We start from the raw sequence: 22,585 nt of genomic DNA, 5'->3' as shown, positions 1-22,585 counted from the left end.
GGTTCAGCACCACCCTCGGAGCTAAATCTCGACATGGTTGACAATCCTAACGGCCGTCCGGCGAAGTCGCTGGACCTCGACAGCTTGTTGCGCCAAATGTTGGCCATGGGCGCTTCCGACTTGCACCTCAAAGCAGCAGCGCCGCCGATCGCGCGCGTGCACGGCAAACTGACGCCGTTGAGCGAACGGCCGCTCTCCCTGCCGGAGTGCGAGAATCTCATTTTCTCTTCCATGACGCGCCCGCAGCAACAAGAATTCCTCGAGGCCAAGGAAATCGACTACGCGTACGGCCTGCACGGCCACGGACGCTTCCGCGTCAACGCGTATTTCCAGCGCGGCACGATCAGCGCGGCGTTCAGAACCGTGCGGCTCGACATTCCGAGCTTCGAAGAGCTGCGTCTGCCGGCTTCGCTTCGAGAACTGTGCCAGCAGCCGGACGGTATCATCTTGCTGACCGGTGCGACCGGCACCGGCAAATCCACCACGCTTGCCGCGATGATCGACCTGATCAACTCGACGCAGCGCCGACACATCGTGACGATCGAAGACCCGATCGAATACATCCACGTGGACAAGATGTCGATCATCTCACAACGCGAAGTCGGCATCGACACCGAGTCGTACACGGTGGCGTTGAAACAAGCGCTGCGCCAAGACCCGGATGTCATCCTCATCGGCGAAATGCGCGACCCGGAAAGCATCATCACCGCGCTCACCGCCGCGGAGACGGGCCATCTCGTGCTCTCGACCCTCCACACGCAGAACACGACCCAGGCCCTCGAGCGCATCATGGACGCGCTGCCCGAAGCCAACCGCAAGATGTTCATGGTACAGTTGGCGACGTCGCTGCGGGGCATTGTCTCGCAGCGCTTGCTCGCGCGCCTGGACGGCTCCGGACGAGTGCCCGCCATCGAAGTCCTTATCGCGACGCCGACCATCAAGAGCCTCATCATGGAAGGCAAGTTCAGCGAGATGTACGGCTACTTGTCGCTCGGGCGGATGGAAGGCATGCAGACCTTCACGCAGTCGCTCATCGATCTCTACCAGAGCGGACTCGTCTCGGAAAAAGAAGCCTACTCGAAGGCCGACCGTCCCACAGAATTCCGCTTGGCGATCGAGGGACACATCACGAGCGGCGCGGATCTGCAGGGTTCAGCGACCTTTTAATCCGCCGCGAGGAAAAACGAACGCCTGGTCGGCACGGTCGAGCCCCTGCCGGCGCGAATACATGCGTCTCCGATGAAGGACAAAAAACCCTCAGAAGGCGCGGAGATCCAGACGCGCCCCGCCCAAACACGGAACAAGTTCTTCTGGCCGATCGTCCTGGTGGCGGCGGCCTTAACGCTCGTGCTGTCGGTAGGCGTCGGGAGGCTCATCGGAGTCGCGTTGCTCTCGCGCTCCATGGCGCAAACCGAAGTCATGCCGACCGCCGTCCCCACCGTGCTGGCCACCGGCAGCAGCGCCGGCGGCGCGATGCATGCCGTCGAGATCCCCGGCGAGGGCCGAGTGATCTTTCCGAAAGGCTCATCGGAGCCCGATCCATCGCCGACCGCGCGCGTCCTTTCCGTGGGAACTCCGACGCCGCAGGACCAGCCGAAAATCACGCCGTCGCCAAGCGCAGCGGCCACGGCCATCCAGGCGACTCCGTCGGTGAAAGTGGTCGTGAGCCGCTCCACGCCGACCCCATCCCCGGCGCCGCCGAGCCCGCGCAACACGGCGTCGTCCACGCCGAAACCCACCTTCGCCCCGATCATCCAAATAACGCCCGCCCCGCTGATGGGCGGGGGCGGCTAAACCCCCCAAAAGCGTCTCGATTGTCCCCACCGGGGTTACGCTCAGCTAGGTACTTCTGATACCGTGGTTCGTACGAACTCAAAAGACGGAGGTCCCATCGTCATGCCCACGCCCGCACCCACGCCGAAACAAAAAGGCACCGAGAAAGTCAAGCGCGGCCTTGCGCAGATGCTCAAAGGCGGCGTCATCATGGACGTCACCACGCCCGAGCAGGCGATCATCGCCCAAGAAGCGGGCGCCGTCGCCGTCATGGCGCTCGAGCGCGTGCCCGCCGATATCCGCAAAGAAGGCGGCGTCGCCCGCATGGCAGCGATCGACGTGGTCCAGCGCATCATGGATGCGGTCACGATTCCGGTCATGGCGAAAACGCGCATCGGGCATTTCGTCGAGGCTCAAGTGCTCGAGGCGTTAGGCATCGACTTCATCGACGAGAGCGAAGTGCTCACGCCGGCAGACGAACAGTATCATATCGACAAGCGGCCCTTCACGGTGCCGTTCGTGTGCGGAGCGCGGAATCTCGGCGAGGCGCTGCGGCGCATCGCCGAAGGCGCAGCGATGATCCGCACCAAGGGCGAGGCCGGCTCGGGCAACATCGTGGAAGCCATCCGGCACTTGCGCTCGGTCACGAGCGAGATCCGCCGCCTCACCACGCTCTCCGAAGAAGAGTTCGTCGCCAACGCCAAAGAGCTGGGCGCCCCGGTCGAGATCGTGCGCGACGTCGCCGAGCATGGCCGTTTGCCGGTGGTGACGTTCGTGGCCGGCGGGATCGCGACACCCGCCGATGCCGCGCTGTGCATGCAACTCGGCAGCGAGGGCGTTTTCGTCGGCTCGGGCATCTTCAAGAGCGCGAATCCCGCCAAGACCGCCAAGGCGATCGTGGAGGCGACCCACTACTTCGACGATCCTAAGGTCGTGCTCGAAGTGAGCAAAGAGTTGGGCGCGCCGATGCACGGTTTGGAGATCAGCCAGATCCCGAAAGAGCAACTGCTCGCCGGCAGGGGATGGTAGGGCGGCATAACATGCCGACGCCGACGATCGGAGTGCTGGCGCTGCAGGGCGACGTCGAGGAGCACCTCCTCGCGCTGGAGCGCTGCAAAGTCACCGCCACGCGCGTGAAGACGCCGCAAGAACTGAAGAAGGTCGACGGCTTGATCGTGCCCGGCGGCGAATCGACGACCGTGGGCGCCATGCTGGACCGTTTCGGTCTCGCCAAGCCTCTACACGATCGGGTGGCGAAGGGCATGCCGATGTGGGGCACGTGCATGGGCATGATCGTGATGTCGGATAAGATCGTCGGCTCCAAACAGCCGACCTTGGGCATGCTCGACATCGAAGTGAAGCGCAATGCCTTCGGGCGTCAGATCGAAAGCGCGGAAGTGGCGCTCGACGTCGAAGGTTTGGACGGCAAACCGTTCCCGGGGGTGTTCATCCGCGCGCCATGGATCGAATCGGCGTGGGGCAAAGCGAAGATTCTCGCGAGCCTCGACGGCAAGGGCGTCATGGTGCGCCAGGGCAACCTGCTCGGCACGTCATTCCATCCTGAATTGACCGACGACGTGCGTATCCACAAGCTGTTCATGGAGATGGTCTCGGCTGCACGCCGGTAGCACTTTTAAGTCCGTTCCCCCCACCCAAGCAGGGCAGCCTCCCCCCGTGTGCCCAACGTCTAGCGGGGACGGTAGTTTCTTGCGATGAGCGTGGAGATAAATGAGGCAGCAGGACCTGAAGGTTCTGCCCCTCAGGCGCAGGTTTCCGGCGAGCAAGCGAAGGCGACCGAAGGGCCGCCTTCGGTGCACGTGCTGTCTTTCACCATGCTCATGCTCCTGGTCGAGGCTGCCGCCGCGCATTTGGCGACGCCGCTGCCTGCGGATCCGGGAAGCGAGCGGGCCGGCAAGGACGCGCTGAATCTCGGCGACGCGAAGGTCGCCATCGATGCCGCGAATGCGCTGCTGGCAGCCGTCGGCAAGGTGTTGTCGCGAGACGAGCGGCTCGCCATCGAAGGGATGCTGACGCAACTGCAAGTCGACTACGTGATGAAGACGGGCTGATTTCGAGCATGACCGACGTACTCGTCCTCAACGCCACGTACGAAGCGCTCAATGTCACCTCATTGCAGCGCGCGGTGAAGCTCATCTTCGCGGGCAAAGCGGAGGTGCTGCATCAGCACGAGCGCAGCCTGCATTCGGCGACGTTCGCGATGCGCATGCCGTCCATCATCCGCATGCTGTACTACATCCGCAGGCCGCGTCAAGAAGTGGCCCTGACCAAGAAGAACGTGCTCTTGCGCGACGACTATCGGTGCCAATATTGCGGCGGCAAGGGTGAAGGTCCGATGACGGTCGATCACGTCATGCCGAAGAGCGTGGGCGGTCCGTCAACGTGGGAGAACCTCGTCTGCGCCTGCCTGACCTGCAATAATCGGAAGAACAATCGCTCGCCGCACGATGCGAACCTGCGTCTCCTGCGCAAACCGCGGCGGCCGAAGTACATCCCATGGATCCAGATCAAACGCCACACCGTGCCGGGCGAGTGGTACAAGTTCCTATTCTTGTACGACGTTTCGATCGAAGAGCGCGTCGAGGCTTAAGCCGCGTGACGCGCGCGCTGACCCTGTTGCTGCTCGCTGTTCTGGCCGGCGCGCCTCTGGCTGCGGCCGCGAAACAAGGCGTCACGTTCAAGGCCGCCGACGGCGTGCGCGTTTTCGCCGATTTCTATCAGGCGAAGGATCCAAAAGCTTCCATCATCGTGCTCTTTCACCGCGCCGGCTCGAACAAAGCCGAATACGCGTCGATCGCCCCGCGCTTGAAGCATGACGGATTTGCCTGCCTGGCAGTCGACCTGCGCTCCGGCGGCGACGATTTCCATTCGACGAATCAGACCGCAGCCGGCTTCGGACGAAAGGCCGGCTACCTGGAATCCATCCCGGACATGGAGGCCGCGCTTGGGTGGGCGAAGGGTCATGCGCGCACGGTGTTGTTGTGGGGCAGCAGCTATTCGGCGGCGCTGGTCTTCGTCGTGACCGACAGGCATCGGGCGGCCGTCGCCGGGGTGCTCGCGTTTTCGCCTGGAGAATACTTCGACTCCGACAAGCACCTCGTCCGCAATGCGGCGCGCAACCTCAAGGTCCCGGTGTTCATCACGCAGGCGAAAGACCCGGTCGAGATTGCCCATGCGAAGCAGATCCTCGATGTGATCGCGGTGCGTCCGGCCGTTCAATTCATCCCGAAAACGGCAGGCATTCACGGCTCGTCAACGCTGGACGGCGCTGAAGATCCACAGGGCGCGGCCGAGAACTGGGCCGCCGTGGAGAAGTTCTTGCTGATCTTCGCCCACGCGCCGCGTTAGCCGTGCGAGTCGAACAGCTCTGGCGCTATCCCGTCAAGTCGCTGCGCGGCGAGCGCGTGACGTCGGCCGACTTTGCGGCAGGCGGAATGGTGGACGACCGCCGCTACGCCCTGATCGACGAGGAGCCCTCATCGCAACGGCGCGGTAAAGTGCTCTCCGCCAGGGTACTCCCGGCGATGCTGCCGATCCCGGGTCCCGGTGTCGATTTCGATGCGCTCGGCGCCAAGCTCGGGCGAAGCTTTTCGGTGCGCGAAGCGACCGATGGCAGCAATCACGACGCGCGCGACGTGCTCGTCACCTGCCTGCCGACGCTGCGCGCGCTCTCGGAAGAATACGGCAAAGAGATCGACATGCGACGCTTCCGCCCGAACATCGTGCTCGATGGCGCTGATCTCGAGCCGTTCGCGGAACTGCGGTGGCCGGGCTCGCGCTTCATCGTGGGCAGCGTGGTGCTTGAAGCGATCGAGCCGTGCGAGCGCTGCGTGCTGCCGACCCTCGATCCCGACACAAGCGTTGCCGAGCCGGCTTTGCTGCGCTTCTTGACGGAGCGCCATGGACAAGACTTCGGCATGTATTGCGGCGTGATCACGCCCGGCGCGGTCACCGAAGGCGACGCTTTCCGCAAAACGTAAAACGAAAGGGACGAACCAGGCTGCCGGGCACAGGTTCGTCCCTGACGAGGTGCGCGAAGAAGGTTTAGCGGTTGGCTACGCGATGCCGCTTGCCGCGATCGGCGCTCTGGCTGCCGTAGCCGTTGTTATAGCCATTGTTATAGTTGTTGTTGTAGCCGTTGTTATAGCCGTTGTTGGGGCAGGCGTTCCCCTGGTTTCCGTTGGCGTTGCCGTTGGCGTAGTACGGACCCTGGCCGGCGAGTCCGAACGGCGGTTGCCCATTATTATTGCCGTATTGATTGTTGCCGTATTGATTGTTGCCGTAAGGGTTATTGCCGTTGTAGCCGTAGTAAGGCCCGTTGCCGTTGCCGCCGTTGAGGTAGCACGTCTGGTTGCTGCACGCGACCGTTTGCCCGTATTGGCTCGGATAGTAGCTCTGGCCGTTCGGAGAGACCACGTGGCCGTCCTGATACACCGTGCTGCCGTCCTGGAGGTAGCCGACCACCGTGTTCGCGACTTGGCGTTTGTGCGCGACGTTCGCGCTGACGGCGACGCCTGCCACGAGCGCCGCCGCGCCGAGGATGATGGCCCGAGTGGTCGCAGCGTTATCGGCCTTGGCCGGCTGCACCGTCGAAATGCCGACCGTGGCCACAAGTACCGCGCTCACAAGGGCTAAGATTGAGTTTCTCATGTCACCAGTGTATCGTCGCAACCTTACGAAGCGCTGGGAGCAGTCTGAGAAACAAGGTCGCTCATCGCGACTTAATGCGGCGCGCGTTGCAGGCGAGCGAGCGGTTCCTATACGGTGAACACGACCTTGCCGAAGTTGCGGTTTTCTTCCATATAGCGATGCGCTTCGGGCGCCTGCTCGAGCGGAAACACTTTGTCGATCGGCACCTTGATCGCCGCGCGCGCCAGCAGCGGGAGCACGTGTTCCGCGAACGCACGCGAAGCGGCTGCTTTTTCATCCAGCGAGCGGCCGCGCAGCATCGTGCCGATGAGCCGCGCGCGTTTGGCCATCACGGTTCCGATCGGCAACGACGCATGCTGGCCTGAAAGCGTCGATACGAAGACGATCCTACCTTTGAGGGCGAGTGCGTTCAGGTTGCGTTCCAAGTACTCGGCGCCGATGAAATCGATGATGAGAGCGGCCCCTCTGCCGTCGGTCGCGCGGATGGTGGCGACATCGAACGATTCCTTCACGGCGTCGATGCGCACATCCAGACCGAGAGCTCGGGCGCGCGCGAGTTTGTCGGCGGAGCGCGACGTACCGAGGACGGGGCAACCGGCGGCCTTCGCGATCTGCAACGCAGCGATGCCCACACCGGAACCAACCGCATGGATGAGCACCCGTTCGCCCGGCTGGAGCGAACCCTGCGTGTACAGCGCGTCATGCGCCGTGATGTACGCCTCGGGAATCGCGCCGCCTTCTATATCGCTCAGGCTGTCCGGAGTGGGGAGCGCCAGCACTGCAGGCACCACGAGGTATTCGGCCTGCGCGCCGCCTCCCGCGAGCCCGAACACGCGTTGACCGACGCGCAAGTCCGTCACGCCCGCTCCCAACGCCGCGATCTCACCGCCGTATTCCATGCCGGGGATGTCTTGGGGCCAACCCGGCGGCGCGGGATAGTGCCCTCGGCGCTGCAGAAGGTCGGCGCGATTCAGGCCGGCTGCGCGAACGCGCACCAAGATCTGTCCGGCGCCCGGCGCGGGGGTCGGAACCTCGGCGACTTCAAGAACTTCGGGGCCGCCCGGTTGGGTGATGCGAAGGGCCTTCATCCAGTTTCGGTTCTCACTGCCGGGGCTAAAGCCCCGGCACTACATAGCCATACAGGTTCGTAAAGCCAGGCGAAGAAAACAATCCATCAATGGCTCGCGCGACCTGTCTTGAGCAACTCCACCGGCTGCTCCCCGCTTGCCGGCACTTCTGGGAATTCTGGTAAACCCCGGGCTCTTTCGCACGCCGTGAAACCGGGGCTAAAGCCTCAGGCCTACATTTCGCGACAGGAGTCCAATACCGTGCCTCGACTCAATCAGCGCCGAACGCCGTATTTCGACGTGCTGCAAGACTACGTTACCAGCGGCACGACGCCGTTCCACACGCCCGGCCACAAGCAGGGCATCGGCATGCATCCGCTCATGCGCGATTTCATCGGCGATAACGTGCTTGCCATCGATCTCACGCAGGTCGGCAATCTCGATGATCTCGCTAACCCTACCGGTCCCCTCAAGGAAGCGCACGCGCTTGCCGCAGCCGCCTGGGGCGCCGACTTCACCTATTTCCTGGTCAACGGCTCAACCGCCGGCAATCAAGCGATGCTCATGACGGCGCTGCGGCCCGGCGACACCGTCCTGCTGCCCCGCAACAGCCACAAGTCCGCCACCAGCGCGCTCATCATGAGCGCTGCTCGTCCTGTGTACATGCAGCCCGAAGTCGACGAGGAATTGCACATCGATCACTGCGTCACGCCGCTGACGGTGGAAAAGGCGCTGCAAGAACACCCCGAAGCCAAAGCCGTCTTCATCACGAGTCCGACATACTACGGCGCGTCGGCGGAGCTTGCCGCGATCAAAGAGATCGCGCACAAGCACGATAAGCTGTTCTTGGTCGATGAGGCGTGGGGGCCGCACCTTCACTTCCATCCGGAGTTGCCGCCCTCGGCCACCTCCATCGGCGCGGACGCATGCGTCAACTCGACGCACAAGCTGCTCTCGGGCATGAGTCAGGCCTCCATGATCCACGTCTGCGGGCCGCGCATCGATCAGGGCCGCCTGAAGAGCACGCTCAGGATTTTTCAAAGCACGAGTCCCAATCTCGTTTTGCTGGCTTCGCTGGACGTCGCCCGCATGCAGATGGCGACGCAAGGCGAGGCGCTGCTCGGCGGCACGCTCGCGCTGGCGCGTCAGGCGCGAAAACGGCTGAACGCCATTGCGGGGATCTACTGCATGGGCGCGGACCAAATCGGCCGCCCCGGCATCGCCGGCTACGATGAGACCCGCATTGTGATCACGGTCAAAAAACTTGGCTACACCGGCTACGAGGCCGACCAGATCCTGCGCAACCGCTACAACGTCCAGGTGGAGCTGGCCGACCTCTTCAACGTGGTGGCGCTCGTCAGCATCGGCACCACCCAAGATCATATCGACCGCCTCGTCAACGCGGTCAGCGAGATGGCGCGCGAAGACCGGCCCATCGACATCTACTCCCCGACCGGCGTCTTGGAAGATCGCCTGAAGAAGAAATCGTACCAGATGCCGCCGATTCCCGAACTTGCGGTCACGCCGAGGGAGGCGTTCCTGAGCGACCACGTCGAAGTCCCCTTCAAGAAAAGCGCGGGCTCAGTATGCGCGGAGGTGGTGACGCCTTATCCACCCGGCATTCCGATTCTGTGTCCGGGGGAACGGATCACAAACGACATCATCGAGTACCTACGGTTGGAACTCAAAGCCGGCGTCCACATCCAGGGACCGGTGGACCCGAAACTGCGAACCATCCGCGTGCTGCCAAATCCATCCGAGGTGACGATTTAGTTGAAAGAGGACCTTGCCGCGAACGCAAGCGGTGACTGGGAACTCTACGCGCTCCTCGACATCTTCCCGCCGGCGACTCGCCAGGCGCTCGTCCGTCTCCCGAATCTCCATGATTTGATCGAAGTGATCCTGGACCTCGGACGGTTGCCTGAGGCGCGTTTCCCGCATGACTTCTGCTATCTCTCGCAGGCGCACGTAGACCCCGACGACCTTGCGTTCGTCGTCGGGCGGATCGGAGCGTTCGGCAAAGACAATCGAGCGGGCATCGAGCAGACGTTGCACCGCATCTCATGCCTGCGCAACCGCGGTGGCAAGATCGTCGGGCTGACGAGCCGCGTGGGGCGCGCGGTCTACGGCACCATCGACATCATCTTGGACGTCGTGCGCTCGGGCAAGTCGATACTGCTGCTCGGCAAACCCGGCGTGGGCAAGACGACGATGCTGCGCGAGGTCGCGCGCGTGCTCTCTTCCGGCGACCTGCGCAAGCGGGTGGTGATCGTCGACACGAGCAACGAGATCGCGGGCGACGGCGACGTGCCGCACGCCGGCATCGGGCATGCGCGGCGCATGCAAGTGGATGTGCCGCTGAACCAGCACGCGGTCATGATCGAGGCGGTCGAGAACCACATGCCGGAAGTGATCGTCATCGACGAGATCGGCACGGAAGCCGAAGCGATGGCGGCGCGCACGATCGCCGAGCGCGGCGTGCAGCTGATCGGGACCGCGCACGGCATCGACCTCGAAAACCTTTTGATGAACCCGACCTTGTCCGATCTCATCGGCGGCGTCGGTGCGGTGACGTTGTCGGACGAAGAAGCCAAACGCCGCGGCACGCGCAAGACGGTTTTGGAGCGCAAGGCGCCGCCGACGTTTGACGTCGTCATCGAGATCCAGGACCGCAATCGGCTGGCCCTGCACTCCCCGGTCGCGGAAGTCGTCGACGCCATGCTGCGCGGCCACCAGCCCAAACCGGAGGTCCGCGTGCGCACCGAACGCGGTGGCGTCGAAGTGGTGCAGAAAGCCGAAGCGCAGACGGTTCAGCCGCGCTTCAATCAGCCGTCACACCCGTCATCCTTCTACGAGCGCGTGCCGGCCGCCGAGAACGGGGAAGCCGACACCGACGACGAGTCCGGCGGTGAGGTCGTCAAGATCTTCCCCTACGGCGTGAGCCGCTCGAAGATCGAGCGCGCCGTCTCCAACCTGCGCGTGTCCGCTGCAGTGGTGCGCCAGTGGGATGACGCCGACGTGGTGCTCACGCTCAAGGCGCTCGAGCGCCGCGATCACGGCAAACTCAAAGACGTCGCCGCGCAGAACATCCCGGTGTATGCGCTCAAGACGAATACGACGTCGCAGATCACGAATTGCCTGCGCGACCTGTACGAGCTGCCCAGCACGGACGACGAGGAATTGGCGCTGCGCGAGGCCGAGGAGGCGGTGTATCAAGTGATGCTGCACAGCCGCCCGGTGGAGCTTTCGCCCCAATCTTCCTACATACGCCGCTTGCAGCACCAAATGGCTGAGAAGTATCAGCTGCAATCGCGCTCCACCGGTGCCGAGCCCAATCGCCGCGTGCGTCTGTTCAAGGAGTCGTTCCAATAACATCTGGGCTGTTCGTCACTTTCGAAGGCATCGAAGGCGCGGGCAAGTCCACCCAGGTGAAGCTGCTTCACGAATACCTCGCGCAGACCACCATTCCGTTCATCTTCACGCGCGAGCCCGGCGGCACGCCGCTGGGAGAGAAACTCCGCGAGCTGCTGATCGATCCGCTCGGGCAGATCTCGCCCGAAGCGGAGACCTTATTGCTGAGCTCCTCCCGCGCAGAATTGGTGGACAAGGTGATCGAGCCGGCTCTGGCCGAGGGGCGTCTGGTCGTGTGCGATCGCTTCTGGGATGCGACGCTTGCGTATCAAGGATTCGGCCGCGGGATCCCCGTGGACACGATCATGCGGATCACGAGGTTCGCGGCACGCGGGCTCGCGCCCGACGTCACCTTCCTGCTGAACATCTCCACCGAACTGTCGCGCGAGCGGCTGCACATCCGTCCCGGCTTCGGCGATCGAATGGAGCGCGAGAGCACGGAGTTCCACAGTCGCGTGGCCGAGGGCTATCGCAAAGTGGCCGTTGCGGAGGGCGGACGTTTCATCGTCTTAGAAGGGTCGCTTCCGGCGGACGAGATCGCGTCCCAAGTGCGCGAAGTCGTGCTCTCCCGCTGGCAATCCCGCTAACCCCCTGATGTAGCGACCCGAGCGAAGCTCGGGTGTAGTGCCGGAGCTTTAGCTCCGGCTATCCAACTCTGGCGACATGCCGAAGAAGAAAAGCGCAGAACTCGCGCCACCGCCACCGCCGCACGAAGTCGAGCCACCGAAACCGTTCACGGGGCAGCGCCACGTCGTCGACTACTTCCGCCGCATCGGCCCGAGCGGTCTCGCTCACGCCTACCTGTTCCACGGCCCGCGTGGCGTTGGCAAGCGCTCGTTCGCCAACGCGTTGGCCTGGACGCTGCACTGCGAGCGCCCCACATCCTTTCCTCTCGGTTACTGCGGAACGTGCGGACCGTGCATTCGCGGCATAGCCGGGTCGTCGGGCGATCTGATCGTGGTGGACGAGGATTTCATCCACGAAGCCGATGCACTGGCCGGCACCCCCGAGCGCAAGACGAGCGACTTCGGCATCGAGGCCAGCCGGCGCATCATCTCGCTCATGGAGATGAAGAGCTACGAGGGCGGGCGCCTCATCACCATCGTGCCGGATTTCGAAAACGTGACAAAAATCGAGGCCTACAACGTTCTGCTCAAACAGCTCGAAGAGCCGGATCCGGGCAAACTGTTTCTCATCACGGCCGAGCGCGCAGAAAGCATCATCGAGACGATCCGCTCGCGCACGGTCGCCATCCGCTTCGATCTGCTGGGTGAAAAGGACATCGCGGAGCAGCTCGTCCGGCACTACGGGCAGAACAAGACGCGTGCCGCGACGATCGCGGCGCGGTCCCTCGGCAGCCTTGGGCACGCCATCGAAGAGCTCGATGAAGGAGCGGCAGGTCTACGGCAGGCGGCACGCGACTGGTTTCTGGCCTGCTTGAGAACGCCGCAGGCGCTGCCGCCGATACCCCCGCTCGAAAAAGACGACCGAGAGGCTGCGCGCGGGCAACTCGATGACATCCTGCGCCAGGCGCGCATCACCGCGCGCGACCTGATGGTGACCGCACTCGGCGGCGAGCGATTGGCGTTCGACCGCGAAAGCGCGCCCGAGTACAAGAAGACCATCGCGGCGCTTGGCGCGCGCGCGCACGAGCGCCCGGCCTCCGCCATCGCAGCGATCAACGAAGCCGAACGATTGAACTCCACCACTAACGTCGCGCCGAGCGCGATCCTGGGCTGGCTGCAGATCCAACTGCGCGCGGATGGAGTTCGCTAGCCGATACGGGCGCCGGTCAGGGCGGAGCCGCACGTGCAGGTACGCTCGTTGGGCATGCGCTCGACCATCGTGTTGATGACCTTTTTCACGTGCTCGTTGTTGGCTTTGAATACGGCGATCACGCCTTCGTGCGTCACCGGCTCGATGCCGGACTGCCCTTCCAGCCCGACGTCGTAATCGGTGATGAGCGAGATGTTCGCGTAGCACATCTCCAGCTCGCGCGCCAGGTACGCCTCAGGGTACTGGGTCATGTTGATCACTTCCCAGCCCGCTGCAGAAAACCAGCGGCTCTCCGCAATCGTCGAAAAACGTGGTCCCTGGATCGTCACGACCGTGCCGCGCTCGTGAACGGGGATCTTGAGACCCCTGATGGTCTCGATGGCGAGCGCCCGCACCTGCGGGCAGTACGGATGCGCGAACGATACGTGCGTCGTGACAGGTCCGTCGTAGAACGTGTCCTTGCGTCCGGTGGTTCTGTCCACCAACTGATCGGACACGACGAAGTCGCCGGGCTTCACGTATGCCTTCAACGAGCCTGCAGCGGTCGGCCCGATGATGCGCGTGACCCCGAGCGATTTCATCGCCCACAGATTGGCGCGATAGTTGATCATGTGCGGCGGCAGCGAGTGCGCTTTCCCGTGCCGCGGCAAGAAGGCGACCTTGCGGCTGCCGATCTCCCCCAGCGCAAGCGCGTCGCTCGGCGAGCCGTAAGGCGTCTCGATCTTAGCCTCACGCATGCCTTCGAGCAGCGAGTAGAACCCGGAGCCTCCGAAGACCCCGATCTCAGCTGAGTCCTTCAACGAATCTCCCGACGCTTAAGATTCCGAACGAAAATCGCTGGGCTTGAGGCTCTCGATGTATTTTTTGAAGCGCTGCATCTCCTCTTCTTCCGCTTTCTTGTCGTACACCGATTCCTCGAGGACGATCTTGTCCGAGACGTAGATCGGCGCGTTCGCGCGCAGAGCGAGCGCGATGCAATCCGAAGGCCGGGCATCGATCTCTTGATCTTCTCCGGCTGCCTCGACCACCAGCTTGGCGTAGAACGTGCTGTCTTTGATGTCGTGGATGACGATCTTGGTCAATTTCGCGTTCAGTCCGTCGAGGATGGATTTCATCAGGTCGTGCGACAGCGGGCGCGGCACGGGCTGTGCTTCGAGCGCGAGCTGGATAGCAGTGGCCTCGAACGGGCCGATGAGGATCGGAAGGTAGCGCTTGCCCTCCAGGTCCTTCAGGATCACGACCGGATCGTGCGTCAGCAAGTCGATGCCGAGTTTGTCAACCTTCATTTGCCGCATGTGAAATCGCTTTCGGCCTTCGCGCAGAAAATTGGCGGTTCCTATCGTTATGTGACGCAGCGCAGGACCGTCTGGAACAGGGGCAGAAAGGCGCGCGCCGTGTCTGTGACGTTCGCGAGCCTCACGCCCGCCCAGTTCCACGACCTGCTCAACCATGTCTACGCAACAGCGATCGCAATCGTTGCGGCCTTTCTGCTGTGGCGACTCGGCGTGGCGGTCGTCGACCGCTTTTTCGCGCGCCGCTTCGTCGCGCGCTACATCCCGCGCGTCGCGACATACGCCAACCTCGTCAAATCGATACTGCGCGCCGTCGTCCTCGTCGCGCTGCTCCTGCTGGTGCTCAACATCTGGTCGGTCGACGTCGTCCCGGCGGTCTGGTCCGCAGGCGTCATCACCGCGGTGCTCGCCTTCGGGGCGCAGACCCTGGTGCGCGACCTGCTGACGGGCTTCTCCTTTCTGATGGAAGATCAATTCCAGGTGGGCGACCGCATCCAAGTCATCACGACGGTCAACAGCAGCATCGCCGGCACCGTCGAGGCCATCAGCCTGCGCACCACCGTCATCGTCGACGAGCAAGGCCGTGCGGTCACGATCCCGAACGGCAACATCCTCTATATCGTGAACTCGAGCCGTCTGCCGAAGCGCGCGCACATCACGATCAGCATCCCGCTGCGGGCCGACATCGCGAGCATGCGAGCGAAGATCGCCGAGATCGTCGGCCGCGCTGTGAGCGGCGCTGACATCTCAGCCGATGGCGTCTCCGTGATGGTCGAAGACGTGCAAGCCGATCGCGCGACGTTCGGGATCGAGTTCTACGCGGCGCGCGCCGGGGTCGACGTCGCGGAGGCCTTGGTGCGCGAGCGGCTCGCGGCGGGTTTGCAAGCCGCCGGCTGGCTGCCGGGCAACTCGCCCGAGTAATGTCACTCGCAGCCGGCATCGTCGGCTTGCCCAACGTCGGCAAGTCGACGCTCTTCAATGCCATCACGAGCAGCAGCGTCGCGGCCTCGAACTACCCGTTCTGCACGATCGAACCGAACCTCGGCATCGTGCCGGTCCCGGACGCGCGGCTCGCCGTGCTCGCCGAGATCTTTCGCAGCAAGAAGATCGTGCCGTCCACCACCACGTTCGTGGACATCGCCGGGCTTGTCCGCGGCGCATCCAAGGGCGAAGGCCTCGGCAACGCGTTTCTTTCGCACATCCGCGAAGTCGACGCGATCGTCACGGTCGTTCGCTGCTTCGAAGATGAGAACGTCGCGCACGTCGAAGATTCGCCGGATCCGCTGCACGATATCGAGATCATCAACACCGAACTCGCGCTCGCCGACCTCGCAGCGGTGGAACGCCGGCTCGAAAAATCGAGACCGCGCGCCAAGGCAGATCCTAAGCTCGCCCCGGAGGTCGCCGCGCTCGAAAAGCTGAGCGCTGCATTGAACGAAGGCACGACCGCTCGGATCGCGGCTGCCGGCGAGCTCGAGGTGTCCCTTGCAAAGGAACTGACTTTGCTCACCGCAAAGCCCGTTCTCTACGTCGCGAACGTCGATGAATCGGGCCTCACCAAGGAATCGGAGCGCGTCGCAGCAGTGCGGAAGTTCGCGCAATCCCAGGGGGCCGAATGCATCGTCGTCTGCGCAAAGCTCGAAGCCGAGCTCGCGGCGCTGCCGCGTGACGAGGCGAGCGCACTTGCAAAAGAGTTGGGAGTGGAGCAAAGCGGCCTCGACCGCCTGATCGTCGGCGCCTACCGGCTCCTCAATCTGATGACCTTTCTCACCGCAGGCGAAAAAGAAACACGCGCCTGGACCATCGAACGAGGCACGAAAGCGCCGCAGGCCGCCGGCAAGATCCACAGCGATCTCGAACGCGGCTTCATACGCGCGGAGATCGCCTCGTTCGACGATCTGGCCCGGCTGCGCAATCTTGCCGCGGTCAAAGACGCAGGCCTGCTGCGCGTCGAGGGGCGCGATTACCTCATGCAAGAAGGCGACGTCGTCACTTTCCGCTTCAACGTCTAAGAAAGCGATTTCGGAGACTCCCATGGCAACCAAGGTCGACAACCAGCCGAGCGATACGCTGCAGACCAAAGAGCGCTATGCGCACGAAGCCTCGGTCTTCGGCGAAGCGATCGCGTACTTCAACGAAGCGGCCGACCGCCTGGACATCGGCAAGACGGTGCGCCGCATCCTCACGCACCCTTCGCGTCAGGTGATCATCTCTATCCCGTTCCAGCGCGACAACGGCGAGTTCGAGGTGTTCACGGGCTACAGAGTGCAATACAATTTCGCGCGCGGCCCGGCCAAAGGCGGCATCCGCTATCACCCGGACGTGTCGCTGGATGAAGTCACGGCGCTGGCGTTCTGGATGACGTGGAAGTGCGCGGTCGTGGATCTGCCCTTCGGCGGCGGCAAGGGCGGCGTGACGTGCGATCCTTCGCGGCTGTCACTGGGAGAACTCGAGCGGCTCACGCGTCGCTACGCAGCCGAGATCATCGAGATCATCGGACCCGACAAGGACGTACCCGCGCCCGATGTCGGCACCAATGCGCAAACCATGGCATGGATCATGGACACGGTCTCGATGCACTTGCGCGCGCACACGCCCGGCGTGGTCACGGGTAAGCCCTTCTGCATCGGCGGCTCGCGTGGTCGCGTCGAAGCCACCGGCCGCGGCGTGACCATCTGCGTCGACCACGCGCTCGAGAAGATGGGCAAGGCGCTCAAAGGCCAACGCGTCGTGGTGCAGGGCTTTGGAAACGTCGGATCGATTTCGGCCAAACTGCTGCACGAGCGTGGCGCCCAGATCGTCGGACTCAGCGATCAGTTCGGCGGCATCCACAATCCGCAGGGCATCGAACCGAACGCCGCTATCGAATACATCGCGAAGAGCGAAAGGCACAGCCTGGAGGGCTTTCCGGGAGCCGAGCGCGTGAACAACGAGGCGCTGCTCGAACTGGACTGCGACATCCTGGTGCCGGCCGCGATAGAGAATCAGATCACCGAGAGGAACGCCAAGAAGATCAAGGCCCGGCTCATCGCGGAAGGGGCGAACGGCCCGACCACGCCTGAGGCGCACAAGATCCTGTCGGATGCGGGCGTGATCATCATTCCCGACATTCTGGCCAACGCCGGCGGAGTGACCGTCTCCTACTTCGAGTGGGTTCAAGACAAGATGGGTTATTACTGGAAAGAGAAGGAAGTCAACGAGCGGCTCAACGACGTGATGCGCGAGAATTTCGACGCAGTGTGGCAGATCTCGCTGGATTACAAGGTGCCGCTGCGCCAGGCCGCATATATGGTGGCGATCAGGCGCGTCGTCGACTGCTACATGACTCGGGGCATCTACGCTTAACGCCCAGGCACAAGGATAAGCATCGTCGTTCTCCACCGATACCTCGCCGGCGCGGCGCTCGCTGCGCTGTTCGCCCTCATCCTAGGCAGGGCCAGCGAGCCGGACCGCGCGCGCGCGGCCGGTTGCGATGCGTCATTTGTGGCGACGCAGCCCGGTATCCGGCTCATCTCACCCGACGAAGGCTCGACCGATGCCGCGTATCATGCGGGTTCGCTGACGCTCGCGACGGACGCGAACAACTTCGCGATCGTCCAAAGCGCCGAGCTCGTCTCGCTGACCGGTCAGCGACTGCGCCTGAAGGCGAACGACCTCGCGCACTCCGTCGCCCAAACCGACGACAGCGGGGCGACGGTGTATCTGGGCGGCCAGCCCGCCGCGCTGGGCAAACTGAAAGTTCCGTCGCTGCAGCCATCGACCACGTACGAACTCGTCCTCAACGTGCGCACCGTCAACGCGCCGGCGTCATGTCCCAAAGCGCTCACGGAGCGGATCGCTCGTTTCACCACCGAGCCCGAAAACGCTATCGGCAGTCTCGATCTGACGCGCGCCTCTTCGCCGCCAGCCGGAACGTTCATGTCCGGCCCAGAGATCCTCCGCCGCACGCGCGTGCTGCTGCAATCGTTGCGCTACCCGCCCTTCATCTCGTTCGTGGTCAACGTCCGGGCGACGATCGGCAGCAAACCCTTCGCTGAATCCTTCCAGTCGATCGTGCGCACGCGCGACGATATCGTTGCCACCCACACGATTCCGTTCGCCAGCACCAATAAGCCGGAGAACCCGTACGGCACCGACATCACGATCTTCGGACTGCGCTTCCATCCGGGGCACAGCCAAAACCACGAGGAGCCGTTCGGCGTGCCGCAGATCTCGCCGCTGTACTCATTCGGACTGCGCCCGCCCGGAGAGATCCTGCCGTCGCTGTTTCCGACGCCCGAACCCGAAGCCACGGACATCCGCACGCTGGGCCGAATCGAGGCGTTCGCGCAAGATTATGAGGTCACGCTTGCCGGCATCGAGCCATATGCCGCCCGTTACGCGTATCACCTCGTGCTGCGCCCGGTGCACGATCCGGGCCACTACCGGCTGCGCGACATTTGGATCGATACGCAGGCGTTCGTGCCGCGCAAGCTGCGCTCTGCCGGGATCTTTCCGCAAGGCCTGGCGTCAAGCCTCACGTGGGAGGTCTCGTACACGATCGTCAACGGCTACTGGTTGATGGACCGCGAGTCGACCGACTCGATCGTGCACACAGGCGGCGGTTTGGCGAAGAAGGTGACCGCCTATGAGGCGTTGACGTACAGTCTGTCCGATTTCACCTTCCCCAAGCACATCTGGGACTTCTCATTCTTCAACAGCGGGGACAGCGAGGCGACCGAGTTCTAGCCCGTTCGCCTCAAAGGCGACTCGCAAGCCCTCCTGGAACCTACTATCCCCTAAAAGCCGCGTTCCGACCGCCGGTTCGGAAGACTGGGGTGATACGATCACGATGCCCCAATCCACATCCAGATCTGCAGCGGGTTTCATACCAACAGCACCCGGCAGTATGCCGCGTTTTCGACGCCGGGTGATCATCGGTTTTGCGGTCTTTCTGTTCATCTCGATGGCGGTCCACTTCGTCATGGGTCCGACGCTGACGAAACTCGCGCCGATGTGGCGCACCCCGGACGTGCCCGAACAAGGCTTCTCCATCGTCACGCTCTCGCGCGGAAAGCTCGCCTTCGTGCTTCCGACCCCGACGCCGACGCCGCCACCGCTCGTGGTGAAGCGGACGATCGCCAAACTCGCGCCCATGAAATATTTGGAGATGGGCGGATCAGGAGCGCGGCACAGCATTCGCACCCCGGCTCGGCGCACCAGCATGCTCTCGTTGAAGGTGGCCGCGCCGCCCAGTCCGACCGCCGCGCCCGACAGCCCGGCAGCCACCAACGTTATTCCGTTGCCGGGTCAGAACAAGTCGACAGAAACCGCCCAATCCGATAGCGGGGCCGACCAAGCGCGCCTCGCCGGTTCGATCCAGTGGGGCGACGACAATCCACCGCGCCTCATCGTTCTCGCGACCTCGGCGGGCGGCGGCGGCATCAGCAGCCGGCGCGCCCGCGTCGAGGTCGAAGTCGGGCCTGACGGTCAGGTGCAAAGCGTCAAGCTCGTCGAATCCTCTGGCGACGCCTCGGTTGACTCGGCCGCACTCGATGCCGCCCGCAAGTCGTCCTACGCGCCGGCCACCCTGAACGGATTGCCGGTGCACGGCAAGTGCACCATCGAATTTCCATCCGGCCTCGCGAGCACGTGAGCTCCGGCTCAAGCATCAAACAGACAGCCAAAGCATTCGTCACCGCTCGCGCCAAGGAGCTCGGCTTCGACCTGGTAGGCGTGTGCGCGGCTGATCGCTTTCTCGTCGAAGAGCGCACGTTCAAACGGCGCGTGCGAGAAGGTCTGCTCGCCAACTGGCACTATCCGGATGAAGACATCGAACGCAACTGCACGCCTTCGCAAAGCCTGCCGGGCGCGAAGTCGATCGTGTGCACGGCTACCTCATACTTGACCGACGTCGAGCCGTACGACCCGAAGAAGCCGGGCCTTCGAGGAGCCGTATCCAGCTACGCGTGGAGCAACGACTACCACCGCGTCATCACCGGCCGCTTACGGCAACTCGCTCGCTTCATCGAACGAGAATTCCCAGGCGAGCGCTGTCTTGCGTGCGTGGACACCGGGCCGATGGTCGATCGGGCGGCCGCCGTGCGTGCGGGCATCGGCTGGTTCGGCAAGAGCGGCAACGTGCTGACCAAAGAGTTCGGTTCGTGGGTGCTGCTCGGCGAGCTGATCACGACCCTTGAGTTGCCGCCCGACGAGCCCCTGCGCACGAACTGCGGCCGTTGCACCGAATGCATCGCGCTGTGCCCGACCGGAGCGATCGGTCCGGATGGCAGCGTGGACGGGCGCAAATGCATCTCCGACCTCACGCAGATGCGCGGCTCGATTCCTCGGGACTTGCGCGCCGCGATCGGGAACCGGCTGTGGGGCTGCGATGATTGCCAGACGGTGTGCCCGGTGAACGAGCGGAAAACGCTGGCCGCGCGTGGACGCAAGAGCGATACGTTCAAGCCGCTGCCCCACATCGGCAACGCTATGGATCTGCCGGCCGTGCTGCGGATGACGAAGGCGCAATTCCGGGAATGGTTCGGCCCGACCGCCATGGCTTGGCGCGGCAAGGCCGTGCTGCAGCGCAACGCCGCGGTGGCGCTGGGAAACTCAAGCGAGCAAAAAGCCGTGCCGCCGCTCGTCGAAGCGCTCGGCGATCGTAAGCCGCTCGTGCGCGGCCATGCGGCATGGGCGCTCGGCCGGCTCGGCGGCAACGCCGCGCGAACCGCGCTTGAAGCCTTGCTCGCACGCGAATGCGACGCGCACGTGCGCGAAGAGGCAAAGCTCGCCCTCGACTCGATGTGACTTCGCAGCTCAACTCCCTGGCTGACGTCGTCGCGGCCAAACTGCGCGCCGCGCGCCGCGCCGCTGCGCTGACCGGCGCCGGCGTGTCCGCTGAAAGCGGACTCGCGACCTTTCGCAGCGGTCCACGCGCGCTGTGGCGCGACCATCGCCCGGAGGATCTTGCAACGCCGCAAGCGTTCGCGCGCGACCCCAGACTCGTGTGGGAGTGGTACCGCGAGCGCCTGCAGCGCGCGGCAGGCGTTGAGCCAAACCCCGGCCACTACGCGCTGGCCGCCATGGCGCAGCGCGTCGCCCGCTTCACTGTCGTGACGCAAAACGTGGATGGATTGCACGAGCGAGCCGGTTCGCCCGACGTCATCGAACTGCACGGCAACGTTCGTCGCGCGCGCTGCGTGCGCTGCGACGCGCGGGTGCCGGCACCGCTCGAAGGCGCGCTTCCTCCCACCTGCGCCTGCGGCGCCATGCTGCGGCCGGACATCGTCTGGTTCGGAGAGGCGCTGCCGGAAGGCGTGTTCGAGAAGGCATATGAGGCGGTCGCAAGCGCCGACGTGCTCATCGTCGCCGGCACCTCCGCAGTCGTTCACCCGGCTGCCGGCCTGGCGGAGGTGGCCAAGTCGGCAGGCGGCTTCATCGTGGAGGTGAATCCCGAAGAAACTCCCGCCACCGGGCTGTGCGATGTTTGCGTCCGGGCGCCGTCGGGGACATTCCTGCCATTAGTGGTCGAAAGGATCTAGACATGGACTTGGGCACGCTCGAGCTCACCTTTTGCGGTCACGCGACCTTCGCGATCAAAACCCCGTCCGGAAAACACGTCATCATCGACCCGTGGCTCGAACAGAACCCGGCGTGCCCGCCCAAGCTCAAGAATCCCGCCAAGGTCGACACGCTGCTTATCACGCATGGGCACGTGGACCACATCGGCGACGCCTTGACCTTGATCAAAAAACACAATCCGATGTGCCTGTGCATGTTGGAGACGGGCGCCTGGCTGAGCAAAAAGGGCGCGCAGCGAGTCACGGGATTCAACAAAGGCGGCACGTTCGAGCACGACGGCATGAAGGTCACCATGACGCACGCCGTGCACAGCTGCGGCATCCAAGACGGCGACACCATCGTCTACGGCGGCGAAGCGGCCGGGTACGTCGTGAGATTCGAAAACGGCGTGAGCATCTATCACGCCGGAGATACCTGCGTGTTCGGCGACATGAAGATCATCGGGGAGCTGTACAAACCCGATCTCGCGCTGCTGCCTATCGGGGACTTCTACACGATGGATCCGCTGCAAGGCGCCTACGCGATACGCCTGCTCGGCGTCAAGAACGTCATTCCGATGCATTACGGCACGTTCCCCATTCTCACCGGAACGCCCGAGCGGCTGCGCGAGTTGACCAAAGACATCGCAGGCCTCAATATCATTGATCTGAGGCCTGGCGAAACGCTGACGGGTCAGCTCAAACGGACGGTTGCGGTTTAGGCTTTGCTCTTCGGCAACAGCGCGTTGTAGACCGCGGCCACCACGGCGCCCGCTATGCCTCCCCACACCGCAAGCAGGATGAGTCCGACCACGAGCAACCCGATCCCGCCGCCGGCATGCCACGTGTGGGGCTCCATCACACCTTGTGGCGGGTAGCCCATCCCAGGGGGTGTGCCCATGGGCCCGCGCATCATCGGTTCGCGCATCTCGTGCACGTGCTTCAACAGATGTAGCGGGAGCGCGAGCAGCCCCATGAGCAAAGCCGCGGCGCCGCTGGCGACGGTAAGACCCCATACGTGGAGCCGCCCGTACGAGGCGTTCGATTGGTCTGTCAT

General features: G+C 63.8%; 25 protein-coding genes. 20 read left to right on the top strand and 5 right to left on the bottom strand.

All coding sequences use genetic code 11. From position 1 onward, the window contains the following. Positions 1-33 precede the first annotated feature (33 nt). The 8 genes from VN934_00680 (at position 34) to VN934_00645 (ending at position 5,771) form a co-directional block, all read left to right on the top strand. Complete coding sequence (locus VN934_00680) at positions 34-1,167, top strand: type IV pilus twitching motility protein PilT (GenBank protein HXM17306.1); 1,134 nt, start codon at positions 34-36, stop codon at positions 1,165-1,167. Positions 1,168-1,239: 72 nt separating this feature from the next. After that, complete coding sequence (locus VN934_00675) at positions 1,240-1,794, top strand: hypothetical protein (protein ID HXM17305.1); 555 nt, start codon at positions 1,240-1,242, stop codon at positions 1,792-1,794. A 102-nt stretch (positions 1,795-1,896) separates the two neighbouring features. Next, on the top strand, positions 1,897-2,802 hold the full coding sequence (gene pdxS, locus VN934_00670) for a pyridoxal 5'-phosphate synthase lyase subunit PdxS (protein ID HXM17304.1): 906 nt from the start codon (positions 1,897-1,899) through the stop codon (positions 2,800-2,802). Positions 2,803-2,813: 11 nt separating this feature from the next. Then, positions 2,814-3,401: a pyridoxal 5'-phosphate synthase glutaminase subunit PdxT gene (pdxT, locus tag VN934_00665; protein ID HXM17303.1), complete on the top strand. Its 588-nt coding sequence runs from the start codon at positions 2,814-2,816 to the stop codon at positions 3,399-3,401. A gap of 90 nt (positions 3,402-3,491) precedes the next feature. Beyond that, on the top strand, positions 3,492-3,842 hold the full coding sequence (locus VN934_00660) for a hypothetical protein (protein ID HXM17302.1): 351 nt from the start codon (positions 3,492-3,494) through the stop codon (positions 3,840-3,842). A gap of 8 nt (positions 3,843-3,850) precedes the next feature. After that, on the top strand, positions 3,851-4,381 hold the full coding sequence (locus tag VN934_00655; protein ID HXM17301.1) for an HNH endonuclease: 531 nt from the start codon (positions 3,851-3,853) through the stop codon (positions 4,379-4,381). A gap of 5 nt (positions 4,382-4,386) precedes the next feature. Next, on the top strand, positions 4,387-5,139 hold the full coding sequence (locus tag VN934_00650) for a dienelactone hydrolase family protein (protein HXM17300.1): 753 nt from the start codon (positions 4,387-4,389) through the stop codon (positions 5,137-5,139). Between the two features lie 2 nt (positions 5,140-5,141). Next, positions 5,142-5,771: an MOSC N-terminal beta barrel domain-containing protein gene (locus VN934_00645; protein ID HXM17299.1), complete on the top strand. Its 630-nt coding sequence runs from the start codon at positions 5,142-5,144 to the stop codon at positions 5,769-5,771. A gap of 64 nt (positions 5,772-5,835) precedes the next feature. On the opposite strand, the gene VN934_00640 is transcribed toward VN934_00645, so the two are convergent. Beyond that, positions 5,836-6,417, bottom strand: a complete 582-nt coding sequence (locus VN934_00640; GenBank protein HXM17298.1) for a hypothetical protein — start codon at positions 6,415-6,417, stop codon at positions 5,836-5,838. Between the two features lie 131 nt (positions 6,418-6,548). Continuing rightward, a complete protein-coding gene (locus tag VN934_00635) occupies positions 6,549-7,529 on the bottom strand; it encodes an NAD(P)H-quinone oxidoreductase (protein ID HXM17297.1) in 981 nt (326 codons plus the stop codon). Between the two features lie 240 nt (positions 7,530-7,769). On the opposite strand from VN934_00635, the gene VN934_00630 reads away from it, so the two are divergent. The 4 genes from VN934_00630 to VN934_00615 all read left to right on the top strand — a co-directional run bounded on the left by VN934_00630 (position 7,770) and on the right by VN934_00615 (position 12,695). Continuing rightward, entirely contained in the window at positions 7,770-9,281 is a 1,512-nt protein-coding gene (locus tag VN934_00630; GenBank protein HXM17296.1) for an aminotransferase class I/II-fold pyridoxal phosphate-dependent enzyme, read from the top strand. Continuing rightward, positions 9,282-10,880: a R3H domain-containing nucleic acid-binding protein gene (locus VN934_00625; GenBank protein HXM17295.1), complete on the top strand. Its 1,599-nt coding sequence runs from the start codon at positions 9,282-9,284 to the stop codon at positions 10,878-10,880. After that, positions 10,817-11,506, top strand: a complete 690-nt coding sequence (gene tmk, locus VN934_00620) for a dTMP kinase (GenBank protein HXM17294.1) — start codon at positions 10,817-10,819, stop codon at positions 11,504-11,506. The genes VN934_00625 and tmk overlap by 64 nt, the downstream gene beginning before the upstream one ends. Positions 11,507-11,582: 76 nt before the next feature. After that, the gene (locus VN934_00615; protein ID HXM17293.1) at positions 11,583-12,695 is read left to right on the top strand and encodes a hypothetical protein; all 1,113 of its coding nucleotides are present in this window, start codon (positions 11,583-11,585) and stop codon (positions 12,693-12,695) included. On the opposite strand, the gene VN934_00610 is transcribed toward VN934_00615, so the two are convergent. Together VN934_00610 and VN934_00605 are read right to left on the bottom strand one after the other, a co-directional pair. Further along, positions 12,692-13,495 (bottom strand): S-methyl-5'-thioadenosine phosphorylase, encoded by an 804-nt coding sequence (locus VN934_00610; GenBank protein ID HXM17292.1) that lies wholly within the window; start codon positions 13,493-13,495, stop codon positions 12,692-12,694. The two genes, VN934_00615 and VN934_00610, sit on opposite strands and share 4 nt — an antisense overlap. Positions 13,496-13,510: 15 nt before the next feature. Further along, complete coding sequence (locus VN934_00605) at positions 13,511-13,981, bottom strand: bifunctional nuclease family protein (protein HXM17291.1); 471 nt, start codon at positions 13,979-13,981, stop codon at positions 13,511-13,513. A gap of 108 nt (positions 13,982-14,089) precedes the next feature. On the opposite strand from VN934_00605, the gene VN934_00600 reads away from it, so the two are divergent. The 8 genes from VN934_00600 to VN934_00565 all read left to right on the top strand — a co-directional run bounded on the left by VN934_00600 (position 14,090) and on the right by VN934_00565 (position 22,250). Then, the gene (locus tag VN934_00600; protein ID HXM17290.1) at positions 14,090-14,908 is read left to right on the top strand and encodes a mechanosensitive ion channel domain-containing protein; all 819 of its coding nucleotides are present in this window, start codon (positions 14,090-14,092) and stop codon (positions 14,906-14,908) included. Then, positions 14,908-15,999, top strand: coding sequence for a redox-regulated ATPase YchF (gene ychF / locus VN934_00595; GenBank protein HXM17289.1), 1,092 nt, complete (start codon positions 14,908-14,910; stop codon positions 15,997-15,999). Before VN934_00600 ends, ychF begins: the two co-directional genes overlap by 1 nt. Positions 16,000-16,021: 22 nt before the next feature. Further along, a complete protein-coding gene (locus VN934_00590) occupies positions 16,022-17,332 on the top strand; it encodes a Glu/Leu/Phe/Val dehydrogenase (protein ID HXM17288.1) in 1,311 nt (436 codons plus the stop codon). 138 nt (positions 17,333-17,470) lie between these two features. Beyond that, positions 17,471-18,715: a hypothetical protein gene (locus VN934_00585; protein ID HXM17287.1), complete on the top strand. Its 1,245-nt coding sequence runs from the start codon at positions 17,471-17,473 to the stop codon at positions 18,713-18,715. A gap of 160 nt (positions 18,716-18,875) precedes the next feature. After that, positions 18,876-19,622 (top strand): TonB family protein, encoded by a 747-nt coding sequence (locus VN934_00580; protein HXM17286.1) that lies wholly within the window; start codon positions 18,876-18,878, stop codon positions 19,620-19,622. Further along, positions 19,619-20,776: a tRNA epoxyqueuosine(34) reductase QueG gene (queG, locus tag VN934_00575; GenBank protein HXM17285.1), complete on the top strand. Its 1,158-nt coding sequence runs from the start codon at positions 19,619-19,621 to the stop codon at positions 20,774-20,776. The genes VN934_00580 and queG overlap by 4 nt, the downstream gene beginning before the upstream one ends. Then, complete coding sequence (locus VN934_00570) at positions 20,773-21,510, top strand: NAD-dependent deacylase (protein ID HXM17284.1); 738 nt, start codon at positions 20,773-20,775, stop codon at positions 21,508-21,510. Before queG ends, VN934_00570 begins: the two co-directional genes overlap by 4 nt. Positions 21,511-21,512: 2 nt before the next feature. Further along, on the top strand, positions 21,513-22,250 hold the full coding sequence (locus VN934_00565; GenBank protein HXM17283.1) for a metal-dependent hydrolase: 738 nt from the start codon (positions 21,513-21,515) through the stop codon (positions 22,248-22,250). Here VN934_00565 and VN934_00560 read toward each other — a convergent pair. Next, a complete protein-coding gene (locus VN934_00560; protein HXM17282.1) occupies positions 22,247-22,585 on the bottom strand; it encodes a hypothetical protein in 339 nt (112 codons plus the stop codon). The genes VN934_00565 and VN934_00560 overlap by 4 nt on opposite strands.

Origin of the sequence: Candidatus Tumulicola sp. (genome assembly GCA_035601835.1) — a bacterium.
Classification (GTDB): domain Bacteria; phylum Vulcanimicrobiota; class Vulcanimicrobiia; order Eremiobacterales; family Eremiobacteraceae; genus DATNNM01.
The sequence above is the reverse complement of the archived record's forward strand: the minus strand, read 5'-3'. Positions and strand labels throughout refer to the sequence as shown.

Excerpts from the sequence above, each read along its gene's own strand:
- VN934_00680 (HXM17306.1), top strand. The coding sequence starts at position 34 with ATGGTTGACAATCCTAACGGCCGTCCGGCGAAGTCGCTGGACCTCGAC.
- VN934_00675 (HXM17305.1), top strand. The coding sequence starts at position 1,240 with ATGAAGGACAAAAAACCCTCAGAAGGCGCGGAGATCCAGACGCGCCCC.
- pdxS (HXM17304.1), top strand. The coding sequence starts at position 1,897 with ATGCCCACGCCCGCACCCACGCCGAAACAAAAAGGCACCGAGAAAGTC.
- pdxT (HXM17303.1), top strand. The coding sequence starts at position 2,814 with ATGCCGACGCCGACGATCGGAGTGCTGGCGCTGCAGGGCGACGTCGAG.
- VN934_00655 (HXM17301.1), top strand. The coding sequence starts at position 3,851 with ATGACCGACGTACTCGTCCTCAACGCCACGTACGAAGCGCTCAATGTC.
- VN934_00635 (HXM17297.1), bottom strand. The coding sequence starts at position 7,529 with ATGAAGGCCCTTCGCATCACCCAACCGGGCGGCCCCGAAGTTCTTGAA.
- VN934_00615 (HXM17293.1), top strand. The coding sequence starts at position 11,583 with ATGCCGAAGAAGAAAAGCGCAGAACTCGCGCCACCGCCACCGCCGCAC.
- VN934_00605 (HXM17291.1), bottom strand. The coding sequence starts at position 13,981 with ATGAAGGTTGACAAACTCGGCATCGACTTGCTGACGCACGATCCGGTC.
- ychF (HXM17289.1), top strand. The coding sequence starts at position 14,908 with ATGTCACTCGCAGCCGGCATCGTCGGCTTGCCCAACGTCGGCAAGTCG.
- VN934_00590 (HXM17288.1), top strand. The coding sequence starts at position 16,022 with ATGGCAACCAAGGTCGACAACCAGCCGAGCGATACGCTGCAGACCAAA.
- VN934_00580 (HXM17286.1), top strand. The coding sequence starts at position 18,876 with ATGCCGCGTTTTCGACGCCGGGTGATCATCGGTTTTGCGGTCTTTCTG.
- VN934_00565 (HXM17283.1), top strand. The coding sequence starts at position 21,513 with ATGGACTTGGGCACGCTCGAGCTCACCTTTTGCGGTCACGCGACCTTC.
- VN934_00560 (HXM17282.1), bottom strand. The coding sequence starts at position 22,585 with ATGACAGACCAATCGAACGCCTCGTACGGGCGGCTCCACGTATGGGGT.